Annotated in this window: 22 protein-coding genes; 12 read left to right on the forward strand and 10 right to left on the reverse strand. The window is 60.9% G+C overall.

All coding sequences use genetic code 11. The annotated features are described in order from the left end of the window. Positions 1-86: 86 nt before the first annotated feature. Positions 87-2,021 (reverse strand): BCCT family transporter, encoded by a 1,935-nt coding sequence (locus U367_RS0119425; protein ID WP_236317518.1) that lies wholly within the window; start codon positions 2,019-2,021, stop codon positions 87-89. A 379-nt stretch (positions 2,022-2,400) separates the two neighbouring features. Between U367_RS0119425 and betI the strand changes: the two genes are divergently transcribed. From betI to yccS, 10 genes are all read left to right on the forward strand, one after another. Then, positions 2,401-2,994 (forward strand): transcriptional regulator BetI, encoded by a 594-nt coding sequence (gene betI, locus U367_RS0119430; protein ID WP_028618243.1) that lies wholly within the window; start codon positions 2,401-2,403, stop codon positions 2,992-2,994. A gap of 110 nt (positions 2,995-3,104) precedes the next feature. Beyond that, entirely contained in the window at positions 3,105-4,577 is a 1,473-nt protein-coding gene (betB, locus tag U367_RS0119435) for a betaine-aldehyde dehydrogenase (RefSeq protein WP_028618244.1), read from the forward strand. 129 nt (positions 4,578-4,706) lie between these two features. After that, positions 4,707-6,410, forward strand: a complete 1,704-nt coding sequence (gene betA, locus U367_RS0119440) for a choline dehydrogenase (protein ID WP_028618245.1) — start codon at positions 4,707-4,709, stop codon at positions 6,408-6,410. A 251-nt stretch (positions 6,411-6,661) separates the two neighbouring features. Beyond that, a complete protein-coding gene (locus tag U367_RS0119445; RefSeq protein ID WP_028618246.1) occupies positions 6,662-8,104 on the forward strand; it encodes a TldD/PmbA family protein in 1,443 nt (480 codons plus the stop codon). Next, entirely contained in the window at positions 8,104-9,420 is a 1,317-nt protein-coding gene (locus tag U367_RS0119450) for a TldD/PmbA family protein (protein WP_028618247.1), read from the forward strand. The genes U367_RS0119445 and U367_RS0119450 overlap by 1 nt, the downstream gene beginning before the upstream one ends. 224 nt (positions 9,421-9,644) lie before the next feature. Then, positions 9,645-10,493, forward strand: coding sequence for an alpha/beta fold hydrolase (locus U367_RS0119455; protein WP_028618248.1), 849 nt, complete (start codon positions 9,645-9,647; stop codon positions 10,491-10,493). Between the two features lie 37 nt (positions 10,494-10,530). Continuing rightward, positions 10,531-11,958, forward strand: coding sequence for a multidrug transporter subunit MdtD (gene mdtD, locus U367_RS0119460; RefSeq protein ID WP_016977771.1), 1,428 nt, complete (start codon positions 10,531-10,533; stop codon positions 11,956-11,958). A gap of 130 nt (positions 11,959-12,088) precedes the next feature. Then, positions 12,089-13,426, forward strand: coding sequence for an ATP-dependent RNA helicase DbpA (dbpA, locus tag U367_RS0119465; protein WP_233081520.1), 1,338 nt, complete (start codon positions 12,089-12,091; stop codon positions 13,424-13,426). Positions 13,427-13,622: 196 nt separating this feature from the next. Further along, entirely contained in the window at positions 13,623-14,801 is a 1,179-nt protein-coding gene (locus U367_RS0119470) for a BaiN/RdsA family NAD(P)/FAD-dependent oxidoreductase (RefSeq protein WP_028618249.1), read from the forward strand. A 105-nt stretch (positions 14,802-14,906) separates the two neighbouring features. Continuing rightward, positions 14,907-17,090 carry a YccS family putative transporter gene (gene yccS / locus U367_RS0119475; protein WP_028618250.1) on the forward strand — a complete coding sequence of 728 codons (2,184 nt, stop codon included), beginning with the start codon at positions 14,907-14,909 and terminating at the stop codon, positions 17,088-17,090. A 4-nt stretch (positions 17,091-17,094) separates the two neighbouring features. Here the strand turns inward: yccS and U367_RS0119480 are convergent, their stop codons facing one another. Beyond that, positions 17,095-17,832 carry a substrate-binding periplasmic protein gene (locus U367_RS0119480; RefSeq protein WP_028618251.1) on the reverse strand — a complete coding sequence of 246 codons (738 nt, stop codon included), beginning with the start codon at positions 17,830-17,832 and terminating at the stop codon, positions 17,095-17,097. Positions 17,833-18,033: 201 nt separating this feature from the next. On the opposite strand from U367_RS0119480, the gene U367_RS0119485 reads away from it, so the two are divergent. Further along, on the forward strand, positions 18,034-18,492 hold the full coding sequence (locus U367_RS0119485; RefSeq protein WP_028618252.1) for a GNAT family N-acetyltransferase: 459 nt from the start codon (positions 18,034-18,036) through the stop codon (positions 18,490-18,492). Here U367_RS0119485 and U367_RS0119490 read toward each other — a convergent pair. Genes U367_RS0119490 through U367_RS0119500 form a run of 3 tightly spaced genes read right to left on the reverse strand, consistent with a single transcriptional unit; the run spans position 18,483 to position 21,444 of the window. After that, on the reverse strand, positions 18,483-18,779 hold the full coding sequence (locus U367_RS0119490) for a winged helix-turn-helix domain-containing protein (RefSeq protein WP_016977764.1): 297 nt from the start codon (positions 18,777-18,779) through the stop codon (positions 18,483-18,485). The genes U367_RS0119485 and U367_RS0119490 overlap by 10 nt on opposite strands. Before the next feature lie 17 nt (positions 18,780-18,796). After that, positions 18,797-19,297 (reverse strand): M48 metallopeptidase family protein, encoded by a 501-nt coding sequence (locus tag U367_RS0119495; protein ID WP_010207148.1) that lies wholly within the window; start codon positions 19,295-19,297, stop codon positions 18,797-18,799. 41 nt (positions 19,298-19,338) lie between these two features. Further along, positions 19,339-21,444, reverse strand: a complete 2,106-nt coding sequence (locus tag U367_RS0119500; protein ID WP_028618253.1) for a putative bifunctional diguanylate cyclase/phosphodiesterase — start codon at positions 21,442-21,444, stop codon at positions 19,339-19,341. Between the two features lie 310 nt (positions 21,445-21,754). On the opposite strand from U367_RS0119500, the gene U367_RS0119505 reads away from it, so the two are divergent. Then, positions 21,755-22,420, forward strand: a complete 666-nt coding sequence (locus tag U367_RS0119505; protein WP_028618254.1) for a polysaccharide lyase family 7 protein — start codon at positions 21,755-21,757, stop codon at positions 22,418-22,420. Positions 22,421-22,477: 57 nt separating this feature from the next. Here the strand turns inward: U367_RS0119505 and fba are convergent, their stop codons facing one another. The 5 genes from fba to epd form a co-directional block, all read right to left on the reverse strand. Continuing rightward, positions 22,478-23,542, reverse strand: a complete 1,065-nt coding sequence (gene fba / locus U367_RS0119510) for a class II fructose-bisphosphate aldolase (protein WP_003177554.1) — start codon at positions 23,540-23,542, stop codon at positions 22,478-22,480. A 124-nt stretch (positions 23,543-23,666) separates the two neighbouring features. Beyond that, a complete protein-coding gene (locus U367_RS0119515; protein WP_028618255.1) occupies positions 23,667-24,002 on the reverse strand; it encodes an MliC family protein in 336 nt (111 codons plus the stop codon). Positions 24,003-24,049: 47 nt separating this feature from the next. Then, complete coding sequence (locus U367_RS0119520) at positions 24,050-24,277, reverse strand: hypothetical protein (RefSeq protein WP_016977755.1); 228 nt, start codon at positions 24,275-24,277, stop codon at positions 24,050-24,052. Positions 24,278-24,306: 29 nt separating this feature from the next. Beyond that, entirely contained in the window at positions 24,307-25,470 is a 1,164-nt protein-coding gene (locus U367_RS0119525; RefSeq protein WP_025857657.1) for a phosphoglycerate kinase, read from the reverse strand. Positions 25,471-25,487: 17 nt separating this feature from the next. After that, complete coding sequence (epd, locus tag U367_RS0119530; protein ID WP_016977753.1) at positions 25,488-26,543, reverse strand: erythrose-4-phosphate dehydrogenase; 1,056 nt, start codon at positions 26,541-26,543, stop codon at positions 25,488-25,490. Between the last annotated feature and the right edge of the window lie 129 nt (positions 26,544-26,672).

Here is a 26,672-nt window from a genome sequence, read left to right on the forward strand (position 1 = left end):
ATGGCGTTCGTTGGATCGCCGCAAGGCTCGAGGGCCTCATCGCCGGCAAGCCGGCTCCTATAAGGGAACGGTTAGAACCTCACGTATCAGCTATAGACACGGCCAAGGAGCTGCCGATGGCTTTCAAACTGATCGAGCACGTCCCGGGTGATCTGTTCCTGGGCGAAGCCCATCAGGTCGTATTCCTGAGGTCCGTTGTGCAGGTAGACCTCGGCGCGGTAGTAACGCGTACGCTCTTCCTCGGGCAGGTCGCTCGGGGCCGACGAGTAAGCATCCAGGCTCACTTCGTAGACAAACGGGTTGCCCTCTTCCATCTCGATGCGCACACCGATGCAGCGCTTGGATTTACCCAGCAGTGTCTGCACCTCCAGCCCCTGTTCACGCAACGCCGTCGCCGCTTCTTCCAGCGCCGGGGTGACGTGCTTGTCCATAAAGCGTTGCACGGTGCCTTGGCTCGGCTGCAGGTCCAGCGCGGTCAAACGCTCGCTGAAACCACGGCGGCCACGCTCAGCCAGTTGCGCCTGCTCCTGTTCGATGGCCACATCCTGGCGCATGGCTTTGTGCAAGCCGAACATAAAGAAGATCAACACCACCGAGAACGGCAGCCCGGCCAGCACCACCATGGTCTGCATCGCTTCGAAGTTGCCGGCGAACAACAGACCGATGGTCACCAGGGTGATCACCGCCGACCAGAAGATCCGCAGCCAGTGCGGCGCATCTTCGTCCACGTTGCCGCCTTTGCACGACAGGTTGGCCATCATCACCGCGCCGGAATCCGCCGGGGTCAGGAACAGCACGAAGCCTACGAAAATCGACACACCGATGACGATTTTCGACGCAGGGTAATGCTCGAGCAGTTGATAGATGGCCATGGACGGCTGTTCCAGCGCGGTCTTGCCCAACGCCACCGCACCGTGGTTCAGCACGAGGTCCAAGGCCGAGTTGCCGAAGATCGACAGCCACGCCAGGGTAAAGCCCAGCGGGATCAGCAGCACGCCGGCCACCAGTTCACGCACCGTGCGTCCACGGGAAATACGCGCGATGAACATGCCCACGAATGGCGCCCAGGAAATCCACCACGCCCAGTAGAACAGGGTCCACAGGCCCATCCAGCGCTCGGTCTTGTCGGCGTCGCCTTCGTACACATAGAGGTCGAAGGTTTTCAGGATGATGCCGTTGAGGTAGTCACCGGTGTTCTGCACCAAGCCGTTGAGCAAGTGCAGGGTCGGGCCGAACAGCAGCACGAAGATCAGCAGGCCGCTGAACAGCACGATGTTGAGGTTGGACAGGCGGCGGATGCCGTTCTCCACGCCCGACACGGCGGCGATGGTCGCCACGGTGCTCATCACGATGATAACAATCAGCAGGTTGGTGTTGCTGTGTTCCATGCCGAACAGGTTTTCCAGCCCGGAGGACACCTGCATCGAACCAATCCCCAGGTTCGTCACCAGGCCCAGCAGCGTCACGAACATGCCGAAACCGTCCACCGCGTGGCCGGCCGCGCCTTTCACCCAACGCTCGCCCACCAGCGGGTACAGCGCCGAACGCAAGGCCAGCGGCTGGTTATGGCGATACGCGAAGTACGCCACGGCCAGGCCGACCAGGGCGTAGATCGCCCAGCCGTGCAAGCCCCAGTGCAGGAAGGTCAATTGCAGCGCCTGGCGTGCGGCGCCATTGCTGGCGGCAGCGCCTTCGGGCGGGTTGAAGTAGTGGTCCAGCGGCTCGGAAGCGCCGAAGTACAGCAGCGAAATGCCGATGCCCGACGAGAACAACATGCCGGCCCAGGCGCCGTAGCTGAAGTCCGGGGTGTCGTCCTTGCTGCCCAGTTTCAATTTGCCGTAGGAGGAAAACGCCAGGCCGACCACAAACACCAGGTAGGCGGCGATGACCACCATGTAGTACCAGCCAAAGCTTTTCGACAGCCACGCCTGGGCGACACCGAGCATGCGCCCGGCCTCCTGCGGGGCGATGATCAGGATGGCAGTCAACAACAGAATCAACGCGGTGGAGGTGTAGAACACCCAACCGTTGACCCGCACCTTTTCTGGCGGGGTCTTTATAAGAGAGGCAGAACTCATGGCGCAGATGCTCCGGGCAGTGCGAGAGAGAAACACAAGGCAACGGTTATCCCGGGACATCGATTTTTCGGCAGTCGACGGACGGGTGTTATAAAGACACCCCTTAAATCCCTGCACCCCATGAGCGCAGTGCCCAGGGACGTTTCAGGGGTTTAACCAGGTGCCAGATGTCGTGACTACATGTAGGAAATACCTGTAGGACGCGACCATTTGTCGCAGATCTTATTCTTTGTTGATTGAACGTTCAATCAAAACAAAATAGACTGGCCCTCAAGCCGACGGACGTTGATCGCCCATCGGCAGGCCTAAGGAGAGGTGCTACATGCCCAAGGTCGGTATGCAACCCATACGCCGCCAGCAGTTGATCGAAGCCACGCTAACGGCCATCGATCAGGTCGGAATGGGAGATGCCAGCATTGCGCTGATCGCCCGTTTGGCCGGCGTCTCGAACGGCATCATCAGTCACTACTTTCAGGACAAGAACGGCCTGATCGCCGCGACGATGCGGTACTTGATGAATGTGCTGATCGAGAACGTCCACGAACGCAGGCTCGCACTGAAGGATGACAGCCCACGGGCGCACCTTCAGGTGATCATCGAGGGCAACTTCGATGCCAGCCAGGTCAACGGCCCGGCAATGAAAACCTGGCTGGCCTTCTGGGCCACCAGCATGCACCACCCGTCATTGCACAGGTTGCAGCGGATCAACGATCAACGTCTGTATTCCAACCTGTGCTGCCAGTTCCGCCGAGTGCTGCCGCTGCCGCACGCACGCAAAGCAGCCCGAGGCCTGGCGGCCCTGATCGACGGTTTGTGGTTGCGCGGCGCCCTGTCGGGAGACGCTTTCGACACGGCGCAGGCGCAACGGATCGCTTACGAATACATGGATTTCCAATTGGCCAAGCAGGTGAGTTAGAGCACACACAACCGCTCAACCCCTGAACTGCTGCCGCTCAGTGTTGCCACACCCTTATGGCCCACTGTTCGGCGGTTAACGCCAACCACTTATGCACTTGCGAGGACTTTATGGCCCGTTTCGACCTGCAAAAACTCTACATTGACGGCGGTTACAGCGACGCTGGCAGCGATGCCACCTTCGACGCCATCAACCCGGCTAACGGTGAAGTTCTCGCCCAAGTGCAACGCGCCACTAAAGAAGACGTTGAACGTGCCGTGGTCAGCGCCGAAAAAGGCCAGAAAATCTGGGCCGCCATGACCGCCATGGAGCGTTCGCGCATCCTGCGTCGTGCCGTCGACATCCTGCGCGAGCGCAACGACGAACTGGCCGCCCTGGAAACCCTGGACACCGGTAAATCCTTCTCCGAAACCAAGTACGTCGACATCGTCACCGGCGCTGACGTGCTGGAATACTACGCAGGCCTGGTGCCAGCCATCGAAGGCGAGCAGATCCCACTGCGTGATACCTCGTTCGTCTACACCCGCCGTGAGCCGCTGGGCGTGGTTGCCGGTATCGGCGCGTGGAACTACCCGATCCAGATCGCCCTGTGGAAATCCGCACCGGCACTGGCCGCCGGTAACGCGATGATCTTCAAGCCGAGCGAAGTCACCTCGCTGACCACCCTGAAACTGGCCGAGATCTACACCGAAGCCGGCGTTCCGGCAGGCGTGTTCAACGTGCTGACCGGCAGCGGCCGTGAAGTCGGCACCTGGCTGACCGAACACCCGCGCATCGAGAAAGTCTCGTTCACCGGTGGCACCGACACCGGCAAGAAAGTCATGGCCAGCGCTTCCAGCTCTTCGCTCAAAGACGTGACCATGGAACTGGGCGGTAAGTCCCCGCTGATCATCTTCGATGACGCCGACCTCGACCGCGCCGCCGACACCGCGATGATGGCCAACTTCTACAGCTCCGGCCAGGTCTGCACCAACGGCACTCGCGTGTTCGTACCGAAGCACCTGCAAGCTGCGTTCGAAGCCAAGATCGTTGAGCGTGTCGCGCGCATTCGCGTTGGCAACCCGGAAGACGAAAACACCAACTTCGGTCCGCTGGTCAGCTTTGCCCACATGGAAAGCGTGTTGGGCTACATCGCCAAGGGCAAAGAGCAAGGCGCCCGCCTGCTGTGCGGTGGCGACCGCCTGACCGACGGCGAATTCGCCAAAGGCGCCTTCGTGGCCCCGACCGTGTTCACCGACTGCACCGACGACATGGTCATCGTGCGTGAAGAAATCTTCGGCCCAGTGATGAGCATCCTCACCTACGAAACCGAAGAAGAAGTGATCCGCCGCGCCAACGACACCGACTTCGGCCTGGCTGCTGGCCTGGTGACCAAAGACCTGAACCGCGCCCACCGCGTGATTCATCAGCTGGAAGCGGGTATCTGCTGGATCAACGCCTGGGGCGAGTCCGACGCGAAGATGCCGGTCGGTGGCTACAAGCAGTCGGGTGTTGGCCGTGAGAACGGCATCAGCTCGCTGAACAACTTCACCCGCATCAAATCGGTACAGGTTGAGTTGGGCGACTACGCCTCGGTGTTCTAACCGCGGCGCCGCCAATCGCCCGCAAGCGGGCTCCTACAAGGATTACGCATGACCTGTAGGAGCTGGCTTGCCGGCGATCGAGGGCAACGCCCTCGCCTGACCTGACCAACTTCAAAGAGGGTGCATCCAATGTCCCAAGAATACGATTACATCATTGTGGGGGCCGGCTCCGCCGGTAACACCCTGGCGACCCGTCTGACCGAAGACGAAGGCGTCACCGTCCTGCTGCTGGAAGCCGGCGGCCCGGACTACCGTCTCGACTTCCGTACCCAGATGCCAGCCGCCCTGGCCTTCCCACTGCAAGGCCGCCGCTACAACTGGGCGTACGAGACCGATCCAGAGCCACACATGGACGGCCGTCGCATGGAGTGCGGTCGCGGCAAGGGCCTCGGCGGCTCTTCGCTGATCAACGGCATGTGCTACATCCGTGGCAACGCCATGGATTACGACAACTGGGCGAAATTGCCAGGCCTGGAAAACTGGACCTACCTCGACTGCCTGCCCTATTTCCGCAAGGCCGAAACCCGCGACATCGGCCCGAACGACTGGCACGGTGGCGATGGCCCGGTCAGCGTGACCACGCCGAAAGCCGGCAATAACCCACTGTTCCACGCCATGGTCGAAGCCGGCGTGCAGGCCGGTTACCCGCGTACCGAAGACTTGAACGGCTACCAGCAAGAAGGCTTCGGTCCGATGGACCGTACCGTCACGCCGAACGGCCGTCGCGCCAGCACCGCACGCGGTTACCTAGATACCGCCAAGAAGCGCTCCACGCTGACCATCGTCACCCACGCCCTTACCGACAAGGTGTTGTTCGAAGGCAAGCGTGCCGTTGGCGTGCGTTACCTGATCGGCGCTGCCGAAGAGCGCGTTGAAGCCCGTGCGCGCAAAGAAGTGCTGGTGTGCAGCGGCGCAATCGCTTCGCCGCAGCTGCTGCAACGCTCCGGTGTCGGTCCGGCCAAGCTGCTGGAAAGCCTGGACATCCCGGTAGTACACGACCTGCCAGGCGTCGGCGAAAACCTGCAGGACCACCTTGAGCTATACCTGCAATATGCGTGCACTCAGCCCGTGTCGCTGTACCCGTCGCTGCTCTGGTACAACCAGCCGGCGATCGGCGCCGAGTGGCTGTTCAACGGCACCGGCATTGGCGCCAGCAACCAGTTCGAAGCGGGCGGTTTCATCCGTACCCGTGAAGAATTCGAATGGCCGAACATCCAGTACCACTTCCTGCCGGTGGCGATTAACTACAACGGCAGCAACGGTGTGAAAGAGCACGGTTTCCAGGCGCACATGGGCTCCATGCGTTCCCCAAGCCGTGGTCGCGTGCAATTGAAGTCGAAGAACCCACGGGACTACCCGAGCATCCTCTTCAACTACATGGCCACCGAGCAGGACTGGCAGGAATTCCGCGACGGCATCCGCCTGACCCGTGAAATCATGCAGCAGCCGGCACTCGACCAGTACCGTGGCCGCGAGATCAGCCCCGGCATTGACGTGCAAACCGATGAGCAGCTCGACAAGTTCATCCGCGAGCACGCCGAGACTGCGTTCCACCCGTCCTGCTCGTGCAAGATGGGCACCGATGAGATGGCCGTAGTGGACGGCGAAGGCCGCGTGCATGGCATGCAGGGCCTACGCGTTGTGGATGCGTCGATCATGCCGATCATCACCACCGGTAACCTGAACGCGCCGACGATCATGATCGCCGAGAAAATCGCCGACAAGATCCGTGGCCGCCAGCCGCTGCCGCGCAGCACCGCCGACTACTACGTGGCGGGCGATGCGCCGGTGCGTGGCAAGCCGATGCGTGAAGTGGGCCCTTCGGCGCAATAACGCTGAACCTTGTGGCCAACAGGCTTTGTGTGTGTGTGGTCAGCGGGCTTGCCCCGCGCTGGGCTGCGCAGCGGCCCCAAAAATCTTGGGAGCGCTTCGCACTCCAGCGCGGGGCAAGCCCGCTCACCACAAAAAGCCTGCTCACCACAATAAGCTCAAGCTACACAAATGGTTGCCTTTCCTTGATCAGCTCCCAGCCCAGGCCTACTCTGTTTGCCTGCCCGCGACGAGCCGCCCACAAGGAAGGCCCCATGTTCGACCACCACGCCACACTCAAAAAACACTTCACAGCCCTGCGCACGCGCGCCGAATTCTTCTCGCTTCGCTACGTACGCGAGTCCGGCCAATACCTGGCCGTACGCAAAAACGTCGCTGAACCACCGCACCTGAACCACGACGAAGGCGCCATGCTCACCGTGCGTCTCAACGGTGTGGAAGCCTACGCGGCGACCAACGATCTATCCCTGCCTGGCCTGCAAGCCGCCCTTGAGCGTGCCGAACAGCAAGCCCGGTTGATCAAACCCCACGCCCTGCTCGACCTGCGTGACCAGCATGTCTCCAGCGATGTGGCGGACTACCTGTCCCCCGAACTCAATCAGCCTTTCCCGTCCCTGAGCGACTGCTACCAATTGCTGGGCGACGAATCCGCCGCTGTGCCCAAGGACGAGCGCCTGGTGAGCTGGGAAGTCAGCCTCGGCCTGACACACGTCGAGCAGATCTACCTCAACAACGCCGGCGCCGAGCTGCGCCAAGCCCAGCGCTTCGTGTTCCCCGGCGTCAATGTCACGGCCTACGATGGCAACGACAGCCAGAGCCGCACCCTGGGCGGCAGCAACTTCGGCCAGCAAGGTGGCTTTGATGTGATCAGCCGCTTCGGCCTGGTCGGCGCAGCGCCACGCATTGCCGACGAAGCCCTGCAACTGCTGCTCGCGCCCAACACCCCCAACGGCCCGCGCGACCTGTTGCTGATGCCTGACCAGATGATCCTGCAGATCCACGAATCCATCGGCCACCCGCTGGAGCTGGACCGCATCCTGGGTGACGAGCGCAATTACGCCGGCACCAGTTTTGTGAAGGCCAGCGACTTCGGCCATCTGCACTATGGCTCCAAGTTGCTCAACGTCACGTTCGACCCGGACATCCCAGAGCAACTCGCCAGCTACAGTCATGACGACGACGGCACGCCCGCCAGCAAGCAGTTTCTGATCCGCGAAGGGTTGCTGCTCAAACCGCTGGGCGGTGCGCTGTCGCAATTCCGTTCGGGTATGAGCGGCGTGGCCAATAGCCGGGCCAGCAGTTGGAACCGTGCGCCCATCGACCGCATGGCCAACCTGAACATCGAAGCGGGCGACAAGAGCCTGGCACAACTGATCGGCGGTATTGAAAGCGGCATCCTGATGTCGACCAACCGCTCATGGTCCATCGACGATGCGCGCAACAAATTCCAGTTCGGCTGCGAATGGGGTCAATTGATCGAGAACGGCGAGCTGAAAGGTGTGGTGAAGAACCCTAACTACCGCGCCATTTCTGCCAACTTCTGGCGCAACCTCAGCGCGGTCGGTGACGCCAGCACCTTCAAGGTCCTGGGCACGCCGAACTGCGGCAAAGGCGAACCCAATCAGGTGATCCGCGTCGGCCATGCGTCGCCGGCCTGCGTATTCAGTGATGTCGACGTATTTGGGGGAGACGCCTGATGAACAACTTCAAGGCATTGGTGGAGTGGCTCAAACACGCCATCACCGACAATGAACAATTCCACCTCGGCTATGCGGATGAAGCGTCCGAATTCGTGCGCTTCAATCACGCCAAGGTGCGCCAGGCGGGCCAGGTGCAACAGGCCAGCCTCAACCTGAAACTGATCAACGATGGCCGCCACGCCGACCTCGGCATCACCCTTGCCGGCGAGCCCGAGCTGGACCGCCAGCGTTTGGCCGATGGCCTGCAACAGTTGCGCGAAACCCTGCCGCTGCTGCCACAAGACCCGTACCTGCTGCTGAACCACAACGCCTGGCAAAGCAACAACGAACAAACTCGCCCGCTGCCGGAACTGGCCCAGGTACTGGAAGACATCAGCCGGGCCGCCCAAGGCGTGGACCTGGTCGGCTTTTATGCGTCCGGCCCCATCAGCCGGGGCTTTGCCAGTTCATCGGGCGCCTTCGGCTGGCACCAGGCCAATAGCTTCAACTTCGACTTCAGTCTGTTCCACGCCAATGGCGAAGCGGTAAAGGCCAGCTACGCCGGGCACACTTGGGACAGCGCCGAGTTTGCCGCGCGCTTCCAGCAGGCCCGCGAGCAGCTTGAGTTCCTCGGCCGTCCACTGCACAAGCTGGCCCCCGGACACTATCGCGCCTACTTCGCCCCGGCGGCGATTGAAGAAATCATCAGCATCATCACCTGGGGCGGGTTTTCCGCCCAAGCCATCGCCAGCAAGGGCAGTTCGCTGCAAAAGCTGTATGCCGGCGAACAGTCCCTGAGCCCGCTGGTGACAGTAGCGGAACAGATCAGCGGCTCCCTGAGCCAGGCGTTTTCCACCGAAGGTTACCCGCGCGGCGACGTCACGCTGATCAAGGCGGGGAAAGCCGACGGCCAATTGATCAACTCGCGCAGCGCGGCTGAATATGGTTTGAGCACTAACGGCGCAAGCAGCGATGAATCGCCCAGCGCATTGCAAATGGCGGCGGGCAGCCTGGCCCAGGCCGATATCCTCAAGCAGTTGGGCACCGGGTTGTACATCAGCAACCTGTGGTACCTGAACTATTCTGACCTGCCGGCGGCCCGCCTGACCGGCATGACGCGCTTCGCCACCTTCTGGGTGGAAGACGGCGAGATCAAGGCGCCGGTCAGCACCATGCGTTTTGATGACAGCGTCTACAACCTGCTCGGCGCGCAGTTGGAAGCCCTGACCGCTGATCGGGAACTGCTGCTGTCGGCCAGCACCTACAGCCAGCGCAACACCGCCTCAAATCTGCTGCCAGGGGCCTTGGTCAAACGCCTGACCTTAACCTTGTAAATACAAAACCCTTGTGGGAGCGAGCAAGCCCGCTCCCACACTGTCTTGCGGTTACTTCCGACACCTCGACTCAATCCTTCCTACCGTCAAATCCCATCTCACGCTTGCTCCAGCGTGCTCAGTTGTCGCGCTTAAAAAACCTCGTTATAAGGGTTAGTGGCATCCCGCCACCCTCACCCACGAGAGCACGACCTTGCCCGGGAAGGGCAAGCTGGAGCGTTGACATGAACCATGGAAGTTTTGTCATTGAAAAGCTGTTCAAGCACTACAACGTTCATGTTGAGCAACTAGGAAACGATTCGCAAAAGAAGACCGTCTTGATGGTCAACGGCGCGCTGTCCACTACGCGCTCCTTCGCTCGCACCAGCAAATGCCTGGCCGAGCACTTCAATGTGTTGCTGTTCGACCTGCCGTTCTCCGGCTATTCCCGCGAACACAACACTGACCTTGACCTGGTGACCAAGGACGACGAGGTGCAGATGCTGCGCGCCCTGGTCGAGCGCTTCCAGGTCAACCATCTGGTGTCGGCCTCCTGGGGCGGCATCTCCACGTTGCTGACCCTGGCGCACAACCCACCCTCCATCGAAAGCTCAGTGGTGATGGCCCTCGCGCCCAACCTCAACCAAGCCATGCTCGACTATGTGGAACGTGTACGCGTATTGATCGAAGCGGACGACAAGTCCGCCGTCGGCCACTTGCTCAATGAAACCGTGGGCAAGTATTTGTCGCCCCGGCTCAAGCGCAACAACCACCGGCACTTGTCGACCATGGCCACCACCGAATACCGCCAGGCGCGTTTTCATATCCACCAAGTGTTGGCCTTGGGCGATGGCAACTACCTGCCGGCACTGCGGCAGATTGAAACGCCGGTGCACTTCCTCAACGGCGCCCTGGACGAATACACCCCCGCCGCCGAGGCCCAGTTGTTCAAGCAATACGTGGGGCGCAGCAGTTTTGCTGTGGCCGAACATACTGGCCACTTGCTCGACCTTGAATCCAACGAAGCCGCCGTGGCGGTGCACCGTGAACTGCTGGATTTCCTGGTGGGAAAACGCGCGACGAATGGCGCATAATCGCCAACACATAGCCTGCTAACCAAAAAGGGTTTCCATGCCGAACCGCGTCCCGCTCGATGCCAAGACCGCCCGCTGGCTCCCCTGGGTGGTCGCGATTGCCTTCTTCATGCAGTCGCTGGACGGGACGATCCTCAACACGGCATTACCGGCCATGGCCCGGGACCTCGCGGAAAACCCGCTGCGCATGCAAGGGGTGGTGATCGCCTACATGCTCACCGTCGCCTTGCTGATCCCGGCCTCGGGCTGGATCGCCGACCGCTTCGGCACCAAGAAAATCTTCTTCGGCGCAATCATGCTGTTCAGCATTGGCTCACTGCTGTGCGCGCTGTCCAGCAGCTTGACCATGCTGGTGGGCGCTCGGGTGATCCAAGGCCTGGGCGGTGCGCTGATGCTGCCCGTGGGCCGGCTGGTGGTGTTGCGTGCGTATCCGCGCTCCGAACTGGTGCGCATCATGGGCTTCATCACCATTCCCGGTTTGCTCGGCCCGTTGCTCGGCCCGACCATGGGCGGCTGGATGGTGCAATACCTGACGTGGCACTGGATCTTCCTGATCAACCTGCCGGTGGGCATGATCGGCTGCTACGCCGTGTGGAAATTCATCCCCGACCTGCGTGGCAGTGAACGCACGCGCTTCGACGGGATCGGCTTCCTGCTGTTTGGCGCCGCGATGGTGTTGATCACCATCGCCATGGAAGGCCTGGGCGAGCTGCACTTGCCGCACCTGCGGGTGATGTTGCTGCTGTTCGGCGGCCTCGCGTGCCTGGCGGCATATTGGCTGCGCGCCGGGCATATCGATAACCCACTGTTCTCGCCGGTGTTGTTCAAGACCCGCACCTTTGCCGTGGGCATCCTCGGCAACCTGTTCGCGCGGCTGGGCAGCGGCGCCCTGCCGTTCCTGGTGCCGCTGCTGTTGCAAGTGGCGCTGGGGTATTCACCGTCGGAAGCCGGCATGAGCATGCTGCCCCTGGCGGCGGCGGCGATGTTTGCCAAGTCCGTGGCACGCCCGCTGATCGAACGCTTGGGCTACCGCATCGTGCTGACTGGCAACACCCTGGCGCTGGGCATCATGCTGGCGAGCATGGGATTGGTCACGGAACACACGCCCTACCCGCTGCTACTGGGCATGCTGGCGGTATTGGGAGCGATCAACTCGCTGCAATTCACCGCGATGAACACCGTCACCCTGATCGACCTCGATGACGCCCAGGCCAGCAGCGGCAACAGTTTGCTGTCGGTGGTGGCGCAGTTGTCGTTGAGCCTCGGGGTCGCCTGCGCCGGTGCACTGCTCGGCGGATTTACCGCTGAAACCGGCAATGACGGCGTGAGCACGGTCCTCGGCGCGTTCCAACTGACCTTCCTCACGGTGGGCATCATGGCGATGCTGGCGGCGGCGATCTTCCTGCAACTGTCGCCAAAAGACGGCAAGCGTGCAGCCAGTCCCGAGCAGCATATCGAGCATTAACAGGCTTCTCGTCTAGAACTTGCGGGGAAAATCCCACAGGGCTGGTACACTGCGCGACATTTTGTTTTGCAGAGCCAGTCCCGTGACTACCATCGCCACCGCTTTTAATACTTTGCCCCTGTCCGCCGCCATGCTGGCTAACCTCGACTCGCTGGGTTATGTCGAGATGACGCAGATCCAGGCGCAAAGCTTGCCGGTGATCCTCAAGGGGCTGGACCTGATTGCCCAGGCCAAGACTGGCAGCGGCAAGACCGCCGCCTTCGGCATCGGCCTGTTGAACCCGATCAACCCGCGCTACTTCGGCTGCCAGGCCCTGGTGATGTGCCCGACCCGTGAGCTGGCCGACCAGGTCGCCAAGGAAATCCGCCGTCTGGCCCGTGCCGAAGACAACATCAAGGTGCTGACCCTGTGCGGCGGCGTGTCCCTTGGCCCGCAGATCGCTTCCTTGGAACACGGCGCCCACGTTATCGTCGGCACGCCAGGCCGTATCCAGCAGCACTTGCGCAAGGGCTCGCTGGTACTCGACGGCCTGAACACGCTGATCCTCGACGAAGCCGACCGCATGCTCGACATGGGTTTCTACGACGCCATCGAAGACATCATCAGCAAGACCCCGCCGCGCCGCCAGACTCTGCTGTTCTCGGCCACCTACCCGGTGAGCATCAAGCAGTTGGCCTCCAAGTTCATGCGCGCGCCGCAGCAAGTGAAAGCCGAAGCGTTCCACTCCGATGACCAGATCGAGCAGCGTTTCTTCGAGATCTCGCCGGAAGAGCGCATGGACGCGGTGACCAAAGTCCTGGCGCATTTCCGCCCGGCCTCCTGCGTGGCGTTCTGCTTCACCAAGCAGCAAGTGCAGGAAACCGTGGATCACCTGACGTCCAAGGGTATTTCCGCCGTCGGCCTGCATGGCGACCTGGAACAGCGCGACCGTGACCAGGTGCTGGCGATGTTCGCCAACCGCAGTACCTCAGTGCTGGTCGCTACCGACGTTGCCGCCCGTGGTTTGGACATTGATTCGCTGGACATGGTGATCAACGTCGAATTGGCCCGCGACTCGGAAATCCACATCCACCGCGTCGGCCGTACCGGTCGCGCCGGTGAGACCGGGATTGCCATCAGCCTGGTCGCCCCGTCCGAAGCGCACCGCGCCCAGGCCATCGAGCAACTGCAGAAGTCGCCGTTGAACTGGGACCAACTGGACAACCTCAAGCCGCAAAGCGGTGGTCCGTTGCTGCCACAGATGAGCACCCTGTGCATTGCGGCCGGGCGTAAAGACAAGGTTCGTCCAGGCGACATCCTTGGCGCACTGACCGGTGAAGCGGGCATCCCGGGTGCCCAGGTCGGCAAGATCGCGATCTTTGATTTCCAGGCCTTCGTGGCCGTGGAGCGCGGGATCGCCAAGCAGGCATTGCAGCGCTTGAACGACGGCAAGATCAAGGGCCGCTCGTTGCGCGTACGAATTTTGTAACACTCTCCAATCCAATGGAGACCCATTGTGGGAGCGGACTTGCTGTGGTGAGCGGGCTTGCCCCGCGCTGGGTTGCGAAGCAGCCCCAAAATCTTGGGAGCGCTACGCACTCCAGCGCGGGGCAAGCCCGCTCACCACAACAGCCCTCTCCCACATTCAATTGCATTTCATATCAAGTTTTTGTGAGGACACTGCTGTGCGCTCGACCGAAGTTGTGATCATTGGCGCCGGCGCCGCAGGCTTGATGTGCGCCCTGACCGCCGCCGGGCGTGGACGCAAGGTGATGTTGATCGACCATGCCAACAAGGCCGGCAAGAAGATCCTGATGTCCGGTGGTGGCCGCTGCAATTTCACCAATATGTACACCGAGCCGGCCAACTTCCTCTCGCATAACGCGCATTTCTGCAAATCCGCCCTGGCCCGCTACACCCAATGGGACTTTATCGGGCTGGTGGCCAAGCACGGCGTGCCGTACCACGAGAAGAAGCTCGGCCAACTGTTCTGCGATAACAAGTCCAGCGACATCCTCGGCATGCTGCTCGATGAGTGCATCCAGGTCGGCGTGAGCCTGCATCTGGACACATCGATCCAGGAAATCGCCAAGCTCGACAGCGGCTACCAGTTGCAGACCACCCTGGGTGAGCTGCGCTGCGAATCCCTGGTGATCGCCACCGGCGGCCTGTCGATTCCCACCCTGGGCGCCACCGGTTTTGGTTATCAGGTGGCCAAGCAATTCGGCCACGAACTGCTGCCGACGCGCGCCGGGCTGGTACCGTTCACCATCACCGATCAGCTCAAGGACTTGTGCGGCGAGTTGTCGGGCACGTCGGTGGATTGCCTGGTGAGCTGCAACGGCCAGAGCTTTCGCGAAAACATCCTGTTCACCCACCGCGGCCTGAGTGGGCCGGCGATCCTGCAGATTTCTTCGTATTGGGAATCCGGCGACACGGTGGAAATCAACCTGCTGCCCGACCATGACGCCCACACTTGGCTGCAACAGCAACAGGTCGAGCGTCCCAACAGCGAGCTGAAAACCCTGCTGGGCGAGATCTTCACCAAGAAGATGGCCAACCTGCTGGCGGACACCTGGTTTGCGTCCAAGCCGATGAAGCAGTACACCCACGCCGAAATTGCCGACATCGCGCAAAAACTCGGCAACTGGCAATTGGTGCCGGCAGGCACCGAGGGTTATCGCACGGCGGAAGTCACGCTGGGTGGTGTGGACACACGGGAAGTGTCGTCCAAGACCATGGAATCGCTGAAAAGCCCCGGTCTGTACTTTATCGGTGAAGTGCTGGATGTGACCGGTCACCTGGGTGGCTTCAACTTCCAGTGGGCCTGGGCTTCGGGTTACGCGGCGGCGCAGTACGCCTGATCGGCGCAGTGGAATAAATTTTGCTGTTGGATGTGATCGCCACGCTTGCCGTGGCGTCCTTGATAGCTCAATTTAGCGGCATCGTCCCGGAAGACTCCAGACTTCATGTCATCGACCTCGTTCAAGCAGTCCATGCGGCGCCTGTGGGCGCTGGATAAATTCAGTTACAGCATTCGGGTGTTCATCGCCCTCACCGGCAGCATGGCGCTGTGCTGGTATCAGGATGAAATGACGCTGCTGATCCCATTGTTCCTGGGGATTATCGCCAGCGCCCTGGCCGAGACCGATGACAGTTGGCAAGGCCGTCTCAATGCCCTGGCGGTGACGCTGGTGTGTTTCAGCATTGCCGCGCTGTCGGTGGAGCTGCTGTTCCCTTATCCCTGGATTTTCGCGATCTCCCTGGCCCTGGCCACCTTCTGCCTGACCATGCTCGGCGCCTTGGGCGAGCGCTATGGCGCGATCGCATCGGCAACGCTGATCCTGTCGGTGTACACCATGATCGGCGTGGACCAGCGTGGCGGCGCCGTTTCCGACTTCTGGCACGAGCCGCTGCTGCTGGTGGCCGGTGCGGCCTGGTACGGCGCACTGTCGGTGCTGTGGCAGGCGCTGTTTTCCAACCAGCCGGTGCAGCAAAGCCTGGCGCGGTTGTTTCGCGAGCTGGGGCGTTACCTCAAGCTCAAGTCGTCGCTGTTCGAGCCGATTCGCCAGCTGGACGTGGAAGCGCGTCGCCTGGAACTGGCCCAGCAAAATGGGCGGGTTGTGGCCGCGCTGAATGCGGCGAAGGAAATCATCCTGCACCGCGTGGGCAATGGTCGCCCTGGCTCGAAAGTCAGCCGCTACCTCAAGCTGTACTTCCTCGCCCAAGACATCCACGAACGCGCCAGCTCGTCCCACTACCCCTACAACGCCCTGGCCGAGGCCTTCTTCCACAGCGATGTGCTGTTCCGTTGCCAGCGCCTGCTGCGCCAGCAGGGCAAGGCGTGCCAGGCCCTGGCCGAGTCGATCCAGCTGCGCCAGCCGTTCATCTATGACGACAGCTTCGCCGAAGCCTTGGGCGATTTGAACGCCTCCCTGGAACACCTGCGCATCCAGAGCAACCCGGCCTGGCGCGGCCTGCTGCGCTCGTTGCGCGCGCTGGCGGCCAACTTGTCCACCCTGGACCGCCTGCTGGGCGACGCCAGCAACCCCGACAGCCTGGCGGACGCCACCGACAGCAACCTGCTGGACCGCGCCCCGCGCAACCTCAAGGAAATGTGGACGCGCCTGCGTACGCAGATGACGCCCACCTCGTTGCTGTTCCGCCATGCCCTGCGCCTTTCCCTGGCGCTGACCGTGGGCTACGGCATGTTGCATGCGATTCACGCCTCCCAAGGCTACTGGATCATCCTGACCACGCTGTTCGTGTGCCAACCGAACTACGGCGCCACGCGGCGCAAGCTCGGCCAGCGGATCATCGGCACCGCCATCGGCCTTACTGTGGCCTGGGCGCTGTTCGATCTGTTCCCGAGCCCGTTGGTGCAGTCGATGTTCGCCATCGCCGCCGGCCTGGTGTTCTTTATCAACCGCACCACCCGCTACACCCTGGCCACCGCCGCTATCACGCTGATGGTGCTGTTCTGCTTCAACCAGGTGGGTGACGGTTACGGGCTGTTCCTGCCGCGTCTGTTCGATACCCTGCTCGGCAGCTTGATTGCGGGCCTGGCGGTATTCCTGTTCCTGCCGGACTGGCAGGGCCGCCGCTTGAACAAGGTGTTGGCCAACACCCTGACCTGCAACAGCATCTACCTGCGCCAGATCATGCAGCAGTACGCCGCCGGCAAAAGCGACGACCTGGCCTACCGTCTGGCCCGACGCAATGCACACAACGCCGATGCGGCGCTGTCGACCACCCTGGCGAACATGTTGATGGAGCCTGGGCACTTCCGTAAGGAGGCGGATGTGGGCTTCCGCTTCCTGGTGCTGTCGCACACGTTGCTCAGCTATTTGTCAGGGCTGGGCGCGCACCGCGAAACCCAGTTGCCGGCCGAGGTGCGTGAACATCTGATCGATGGCGCCGGGAATACCTTGGCGGCAAGCATCGATGAAATCGCCACGGGATTGGCCAACAAGCAGCCGATTGCGATCCAGAGCGATGCCGAGGAAGCGTTGGCAGCCGACCTGGAGCAGATGCCGGATGAGATCGATGAGGGGCAGCGATTGGTGCAGACGCAATTGGCATTGATTTGTCGTCAACTGGGGCCGTTGCGCACGCTGGCGGCGCACCTGATCAAGGACACCAGCGCGGCTTAGGCCGCTACATCCCATGCTGCTTCATCAACCGCGCATAACTGCCATCGGCCTTCATCTTGGCAATCTCTCGATCAAAGCTGGCGACGATCTGTTCATGCTCGGGGTTCTTCAAACTCACCAGGATATGCAGGCTGTTTTCGCTCAACGGCTTGGGTAAAAACTCCACCGAATTGCGCACCCGAGTCGATTCACGCGACAGGTAATAACGCGCCACATATTCGTCCTCCACCGTAAGCCGAACCCGCTGCGCCGCGAGCATGCGCACCGCCATGGCGAAATTGTGCACCGGCACTTTCTGCAACTGCGCATCGCCATCGAACGCCGATGAATAGGCATACCCACGCACCACCGCGATGGGGTAGTCGTGCAGTTGCTCAAGGTTCTGGAATTCAATGGGATCGTCACGCCGCTTGATGAAACGCACGCGGTTGAGCAGGTACTCGTCGGAGAATTGCCCAAACTGCGTGCGCGCATCGTCATACCAGGCGTTCACCAAAACGTCATAACGACCGTCGCCCACGCCCATCAACGCCCGGGCCCAAGGCACCTGTTCGAAGTCACTGGCATAACCCGCGCGGGCCAGGGCAGTGCTGACGATATCGGTGGCCAGCCCGCCATTGATCAAGGTGGCGTCGGTAAAGGGTGGCCAGGCATCCGCTACCAGGCGCAGACGTTGCGCGAACGCTGGCTGAACCAGTAGCAACACTCCAATCAAAGCAACGGCACGAGAGAATCGCGGCATGCTCAAAGTCCTTGGCAGGCAGGCGGTGGCCTTAGCTCAGGCGGGGCCTGAGGTTCTAACAGTAGCTCAGATTACACAAAGAAACCGGCGCAGGACGCACTCAGTGATGGCAATTTGATTTCACTCACAAAAATAGCCGATTTAGACACAAACGCCTGCCGCGCTTACTATCCGCAACAGACATCTATAAGAGAACATGCCATGACCGTTGAATGGGTTTGCAAGCACCACGATGACCTGGGCAAGGAGCAGCTTTACGCCATCCTGCGCCTGCGCAACGAGGTCTTCGTTGTCGAGCAGAAATGCGTCTACCAGGATCTCGACGGGCAGGATCTTTCCGGCGACACCCACCATTTGATGGCCTGGCAGGACGACCAACTGGTGGCCTACCTGCGCCTGTTGGACCCAGAGACTCAAGGCGGTGACGTGGTGATCGGCCGCGTGATTGTGGCACCGGTGGCGCGTGGCACCGGGTTGGGGCATCGGATGATGGAAGAAACACTCAAGCGGATTGAGGACATCTGGCCTGAAACACCGATTTTCCTGTCAGCCCAGGCGCATTTGCAGGGCTACTACGGGCGTTATGGATTTGTGGTGGCGGGTGAGGAATACCTTGAGGATGACATTCCGCACATTGGCATGCGAAAAGGTCAGGGGTAACCCAGCACCTGCTTGATCTGCGCCAGATTTGCTTCGATCCAGCGCCGATCGATCGCTCCCCAGTTGCGAATCCGATAGTGCCCGGCGTGGTTGCGGGCACCATCCTCCTGCTCGAATTCACACAAGATATCCAGGTCGGCCAACGCCGCAATCGTGTCCTGCGCCGTGCGCCGGGGCATGCCGGTAACGTCGGTCAACGCCGGGACATTGCTGGCCTGCCCGCTGTCGATCAGGTAAGCCACATACAGGCGGCGGTAGAAGCTGCTCTTGGTCTTGCTCACATCCATGGTCGGTCGCCTTGTGGTCAGGGTTTGCCCTGCAGGTCGCGGTACGTGAGGTAGACGCGCAGGTCGAATTCCACCTGATGGTAGCCCGGCATCATGTACTCACAGAGTTTATAGAACGCTTTGTTGTGGTCCGACTCCTTGAAGTGCGCCAGTTCGTGCACGACGATCATGCGCAGAAACTCCGGCGCGGCTTCCTTGAACAGCGCGGCAATGCGAATCTCTTTTTTCGACTTGAGGTTGCCGCCCTGCACCCGGGAGATCGTGGTGTGCAGGCCGAGGGCGCGGTGCGTCAGGTCCAGGCGGTTATCGAACAACACCTTGTCGATGGCCGGCGCGTTGCGCAGGTGTTCCTGCTTCAAGGCCAGGGCGTAAGCGTACAGAGCCTTGTCGCTCTGTACGGCGTGGCGTTCGGGGTAACGTTGTTCCAGATAGGCACCCAACTGGTCCTTGGCAATCAGTTGGCGCACTTGTTCCTGGAGGGCGGCGGGATAAGCCTGGAGGTATTTCAGCGCGGTCATGGGGTCTGCAACAGGTTCGGATGGCCGTCAGTGTAACGAATTCAGCCCAGACGGGCGCGGCACCAGTCCGTCACTTCCTCGGCCATCAACGGCTGCGCCGCCAAAGGGCCTTGGATAAACGGGCAACCGTTGGCCTTGAGCCATTGGGCTTGCTCCTGGGTTTCGACGCCCTCAGCCACCACCACAACCTCAAAATGCCCACACAGCTCAATGATGCTGCGTGCCATCACCGCGTCGCGCGCGGAACCCGGCAGGCGCGCAACCAATTGCGGGTCGAGCTTGAGCGTATCGAACGCCAGATCGCGCAGATGCGCCAGGGAGCAATTGCCCAGGCCAAAGTCATCCAGGGCAATGCGCACGCCAATCTGGCGCAACAGCTTGAGCTGCTTGGTCGACTCTTCCAGGTTACTCATCAGGCAGTCTTCGCTGATTTCCACCTCCAACTGTCGCCCCTGCAACCCATGTCGCTCCATCACCTGCTGCAGTTGGCTGGCCAGGTTGGGCATATTGAACTGGTTGCTGGACAGGCTCACGCTCAGCACCAGCTCATCACCAAACGTTGCTTGCCACACTTGGCGCTGCGCGGCGACCTGTTGATAAATCCAGGTGCTGAGCTGGCTGATCAACCGCGCCTCTTCCAGCAACGGCAGAAACAACCCCGGCGGCACATCGCCAACACTCGGATGCTGCCAGCGCAACAGCGCTTCAACGCCACGCAGGCGGCCGTCCTCCAGAGAAACTTGAGGCTGATAGACCAGGGTGAAATCCTTGTTCTGAATCGCCGTGCGCACACTGTCTTCGAGCATCAGGCGCGAGCGGGCGCGGCCGTTCATTTCCTGATCGTAATAGCGATATTGCTGACGGCCCGCGCGCTTGGCTTCGTACATGGCAATGTCAGCGGCGCGCAGCAGGCCGTTCAGGTCCGAGCCACAATCCGGGAACGTGGCGATACCGATGCTGACACCCAGCATCACGTCCAGGCCGTCGATCTGCTGGCACACCGACACTCGTTCGATCAGTTTTTCCGCAATCTTCGCGGCTTGCTCCGGGAATTCCAGTTCCAGCAATGCCGTGAATTCATCCCCACCCATGCGCCCGAGCATGTCGCCAGATCGCAAACAGGCCTGCATCTGTTCCGAGACCCAGCGCAACACCCGGTCGCCTGCGTCATGTCCCAACGAGTCATTAACCCGCTTGAAGCCATCCAGGTCCAGATACAGCAACACCAGAGATAGCTCATTACGCTCGCTGCGCAGCAGTGTGTTCTCTGCTGCCTGGTGGAAACCACGCCGGTTCAACAACCCGGTCAACGGGTCGGTGACGGCCTGGAACTCCAGTTGCTGGTGCAGATGACGCACTTCGGACATGTCCAGCACCGTCACCACCATGGCCTTCTGCTCGGCAGGCAACGGCGCGCAAGACAGCGCCACCGGCACCTGCTGACCGCGACCGGTGCGTAAAATGGCGTCATGCTGGCGCCACGTTTCGCCTTTGCGGTACGCCTCGAACATCGCGAACCCCAGCCAGGCCGGCACATGGGGTTTTTGCAGAAAACTCAGGAAGCTCTCTCCCTGCAATTCCGTCATGGTGGCATTCAGCAGCCGCGAAATAGCCGGGTTGGCGTACTCGATCACACTGCCCTCGCCCACTACCAGAATGCCCTCGGCGGCGTTATCCAGCACCGAGGCATTAAAGGCACGGGCGGACTCAAGTTCATGGCTCAGGCGCTGCAAGGCACGGCGATTACGCTGGTGCTCCAACAGGGCTTGGACCTTGGGCTTGAGGATATTCGGGTCAAACGGCTTGAACAGATAATCGACGGCACCACTGGCATAGCCTTCCAGCACCGCTGCGGGCGACTGGGCGTTGGCCGTGAGGAAGATGATTGGCGTCATGCGTGTGCGTTGGCTGCCACGCATCAGCCGTGCCACTTCAAAACCGTCCATGCCGGGCATCCGCACGTCCAGCAACACTAGGTCGACTTCGTGAGCGAGCAGTAGCTCCAAGGCTTCCAGGCCGGAAGCGGCGGTAATCACCCGCCAGTCTTCGCGCTGCAAAAGCGCACGCATGCTGATGAGATTTTCCGGGTAGTCATCGACCACCAGAAGAACCGAACTGCCATCGCCGTGGTGTGGAGCGCATTCCATGCTACGTCTCTTCCTTGGGAGCCACTCCGGTCAATTCTGAGAGAAAACCCGGACAAACGCTGAGGCCTCACTCTATCCCCGGTTCCAAAAAAGCAGAAGTAACGGCAGTGCCATCATTGCGCCAATTTTCAGGAAGCCGACTAACGGTCAACCCCTACAGCCCACGATTCATGGGAAACATGGCTTTTTGGCATTCCTTTGACGCCAATAAATTGCCAGCAAACGTTTAACAAGACGGTTAACACCACCTATAAAGAACCTGTCTGGCCCACGGGCCAAAGCCTTCACCTTCTGTAAAAAGGCAAATGCCATGATCGACCTTTCCACCTGGAACCTCAGCATCCCGGTAGGCTCCCCGCCCGCGACCATCGACACCCCGAAGCTGATGAACGGCTTCAAAGACCAGTATTTCCAGGCCGAAGGCAGCAACGTGCAATTCTGGACACCCGTCACCGGCACTCGCACCGAGAATGCCGTGTATCCGCGCAGCGAATTGCGTGAAACCTACGCCGATGGGCGGTTGCGCAACTGGACCTACCCCGACGCGGACAACTTCCTGCGCGCCACGCTGGAGGTCAATCAGGTGCCTTCCACCGGCAAGATTGTCATCGGGCAGATCCATGCCTATGACAGCCAGAAGCCCCTGATCAAACTGGAGTATCAATTCAAGGAAAAGACCCAGACCGGCAATATCGTCGCCAAAGTGCGCATGCGCCCGGATGAGGATGAAGGACGGGTGATCATCGTTGCGTCGAATGTGCCGCTGGAGAAGAGCTTTACCTACGTGATCAACCTCAACAAAGCCGGAATGCTCAGCGTGTATGCGGCGGATGGGGAGTGGAATGAGCGCATTGGTGCAGCGTGGGGAGCGAAGCCGTTGTACTTCAAGGCAGGCGCCTATGTGCAGGATAACAGTGGGGATAGCAAGGAAGGCGCACGGGTGACGTTTGCCAAGTTGGATATTGATCACGACTGAATCGCAGCCACAAAAAAAGCCCGCATCGCTGCGGGCTTCTTTTATAAACGCTGAGGCTTAATTCACCTTGGCGTTCAACTCACCTTTCAAATAACGCTGGTACATCGCTTCCAACGAGATCGGTTTGATCTTCGAAGCATTACCGGCAGTGCCAAAGGCCTCGTAGCGCGCGATACACACATCACGCATCGCGGTCACGGTCGCGCCGAAGAACTTACGCGGGTCGAACTCGCTTGGGTTGGTGGCCATCAGGCGGCGCATCGCGCCAGTGGACGCCAGACGCAGGTCGGTGTCGATGTTGACCTTGCGCACGCCGTACTTGATGCCTTCAACAATTTCTTCAACCGGCACGCCGTAGGTTTCTTTGATGTCGCCGCCGTACTGGTTGATGATCGCCAGCCACTCTTGCGGGACCGAGGAAGAACCGTGCATCACCAGGTGCGTGTTAGGGATGCGCTTGTGGATTTCCTTGATGCGGTCGATGGCCAGCACGTCGCCGGTAGGCGGCTTGGTGAACTTGTAAGCGCCGTGGCTGGTACCGATGGCGATGGCCAGGGCGTCAACTTGGGTCTTTTTCACGAAGTCCGCGGCTTCTTCCGGGTCGGTCAGCATTTGGCTGTGATCCAGCACGCCTTCGGCGCCGATGCCGTCTTCTTCGCCGGCCATGCCGGTTTCCAGAGAACCCAGGCAGCCCAGCTCGCCTTCAACCGATACGCCGCAGGCGTGGGCCATGGCCACGGTTTGTTGGGTGACACGTACGTTGTACTCGTAGTCGGTCGGGGTCTTGCCGTCTTCGCCGAGGGAACCGTCCATCATCACCGAGCTGAAGCCCAGTTGGATGGAGCGCTGGCACACGTCAGGGCTGGTGCCGTGGTCCTGGTGCATGCACACCGGGATGTGCGGGAATTCTTCGATTGCGGCGAGGATCAGGTGACGCAGGAACGGGGCACCGGCGTATTTGCGGGCACCGGCCGAGGCCTGGACGATCACGGGGGAGTCGGTCTTGTCAGCGGCTTCCATGATGGCGCGCATCTGCTCAAGGTTGTTGACGTTAAAGGCTGGGACGCCATAGCCGAACTCGGCTGCGTGGTCCAGCATTTGACGCATGCTGATAAGTGCCATTGTGTTGTCTCTCCCGGTCGAGGGTCGTTAATCGTGCAAGCCTGCCGTAGCGGCGGCTGCTATTCAAGTTATTGCCGGCCAGGCTTTCAATACCTGGCCTGCTGAATCGTTATTGCTGTCAGGCTTACCGCGCTTTGCAGCCGCGCCCGATCAAATCATCCGTGGCAACCCAGTAAACCAGGCCTTCCTCACCTTTTGTGTGAAACGCCAATTGGCCGTCGCTGTACAGCACGCCCGAGGCGGCAACGTCCTGCTTGAGGCGGTAAACCTGGTCGGAACCGCCCAAACGGACATCCACCTCGGATTTGGCCTGATTAGCAAAGCGCCAGTTCACCTCGGCTGTGCTGTCGCAGGTCCACGTGGTCCACTTGTCGGCAGTTTCTGCCTTGTTGCTGAACAAGTTCATGCTGCTGCAGCCGGCCAACAGGGCCAGGGCTGCCAGGGCGAAAACGCCTTTCATTGCCAATCCTCGTGAGGCGACCGATGGCCGCCAGTTGATCAGACCCGTCAAGGGCAACCCTGTTCCTGACCGTTGGGCGCGGCGTCGTATTTCTCCAGCCGTTCGTTGCCGATGCGTTTGTTGATCACCGGCATGGTCTCGGCTTGCCAGTCCGCCTGGTAGCAGCTCTTTTTCTGCTGTGCCGCAGGCTTGCCAGCGTCCGGCTCTGCGTTTGGCGTGCTGCCGCAGCCGGCCAACAGGCCCGCTGCGATCACCATTGCCAACGACTTGATCATGGGAACACTCCTTTTCCGGATCACGAGCCTCAGCCTTTGGCTCGGGTTTCCAACACTTCCACGGCCGGCAGAACTTTGCCTTCGACGAATTCAAGGAACGCGCCGCCACCGGTAGAAATGTAGGAGATTTGGTCAGCAACGCCATATTTATCGATAGCTGCCAGGGTGTCGCCGCCGCCGGCGATGGAGAAAGCCGAGCTTTCTGCGATGGCCTTGGCCAGCACTTTGGTGCCGTTGCCGAACTGGTCGAACTCAAACACGCCAACCGGGCCATTCCACAGAATGGTCTGCGAGGCTTTCAGCAGTTCGGCGAAGTTGGCTGCGGTTTGTGGGCCGATGTCCAGGATCATGTCGTCGGCGGCCACATCAGCGATCAGCTTGACGGTGGCTTCGGCGCTTTCGGCAAATTCCTTGGCGACCACTACGTCGACCGGCAATGGCACGCTGACTTTGGCGGCGATGGCACGGGCCGTGTCGAGCAGGTCCGGTTCGTACAGGGACTTGCCCACCGGGTGACCGGCTGCGGCCAGGAAGGTGTTGGCGATGCCGCCACCGACTATCAACTGGTTGCAGATCTGGCTCAGGCTGTTGAGCACGTCCAGTTTGGTGGACACCTTGGAGCCGGCCACGATGGCAGCCATTGGCTGAGCCGGAGCGCCCAGCGCCTTGCCCAGTGCGTCCAGTTCAGCAGCCAGCAGCGGGCCAGCGGCGGCAACCTTGGCGAACTTGGCCACGCCGTGGGTCGAACCCTCAGCACGGTGAGCGGTGCCAAACGCGTCCATCACGAACACGTCGCACAGCGCCGCATATTGCTGGGCCAGTTCGTCGCTGTTCTTTTTCTCGCCCTTGTTGAAGCGTACGTTTTCGAACAACACGATGTCGCCAGCTTTCACGTCCACACCGCCCAGGTAATCAGCCACCAGCGGCACGTCGCGGCCCAGGGCCTTGCTGAGGTAATCGGCGACAGGCTTGAGGCTGTTTTCGGCGGAGAACTCACCTTCGGTCGGACGACCCAGGTGGGAGCAGACCATCACGGCCGCGCCTTTTTCCAGGGCCAGCTTGATGGTCGGCAGCGAGGCCAGGATTCGCGCATCGCTGGTGACAACACCGTCCTTGACTGGGACGTTGAGGTCTTCGCGGATCAGTACGCGCTTACCTTGCAGATCGAGGTCGGTCATCTTCAACACGGTCATGGGTCGCAGTTCCTGAATTACTGTTGAGGTTGTTTAGAGGCGATGTGCAGATAATGTTCCGCAACATCCAGCATTCGGTTGGCAAAGCCCCATTCGTTGTCGAACCAGGCCAGGATGTTCACCAGCCTCGGGCCGGAAACGCGGGTCTGGCTGGCATCGACAATTGCCGAATGCGGGTCATGGTTGAAATCGCAACTGGCGTGCGGCAACTCGGTGTAGGCCAGCAGGCCTTTGAGCGGGCCGCTGGTGGCGGCGTCGCGCAGGATCCGGTTGACCTCTGTCGCATCGGTGTCGCTGACGGTTTGCATGGTGATGTCCAGGCAGGACACGTTCACCGTCGGCACCCGTACGGCTTTGGCCTGGATTCGCCCGGCAAGTTCCGGCAACAGTCGTTCGATACCGCGAGCCAGGCCCGTGGACACCGGAATCACTGACTGGAACGCCGAACGCGTGCGGCGCAGGTCTTCGTGGTGATAGGCGTCGATCACCGGCTGGTCGTTCATTGCCGAGTGAATCGTGGTGATCGACACATAATCCAGGCCAATCGCCTGATCCAGCAGGCGCAACAGCGGCACGCTGCAGTTGGTGGTGCAGGAAGCGTTGGACACCAGCAGCTCATCGCCGGTCAGGCAATCCTGATTGATGCCGTAGACGATGGTGGCGTCGACATCCGCCTCGCTGGCCATCGGCTGGGAAAACAGCACACGCGGTGCGCCGGCGTCGAGGAAACGCTGGCCGTCGGCACGGGTGTGATAGACACCGGAACATTCCAACACCAGGTCGACGCCCAATGCCTTCCAGTCGATGCCTTCGGGGGTGGCACTGCGCAAGACCTGCACGCAGTTGCCATTAATGTGCAGACAATCGCCTTCGACCCGCACTTCGCCGGGGAAGCGACCGTGGGTGGAGTCAAAGCGTGTCAGGTATTCGATGCTGGCCATGTCGGCCAAATCATTGATCGCGACAATCTCAAACCCGGCCGCCGCCCCTCGCTCGAACAGAGCACGCAAGACGCAACGACCAATGCGGCCGTAGCCGTTGAGTGCAACTTTGTAGGGACGCGGTTGAGGCATGGGGTTCTCGCATTATGGGCGACACAAACCATTGTAGGAGCTGGCTTGCCAGCGATGAGGCCATCAGCTTCAACATGGATGTTGGCTGGACGGACGCCATCGCTGGCAAGCCAGCTCCTACAAGGGGTG

Origin of the sequence: Pseudomonas canadensis, from assembly GCF_000503215.1 — a bacterium.
GTDB classification, from domain to species: Bacteria; Pseudomonadota; Gammaproteobacteria; order Pseudomonadales; family Pseudomonadaceae; genus Aquipseudomonas; species Aquipseudomonas canadensis.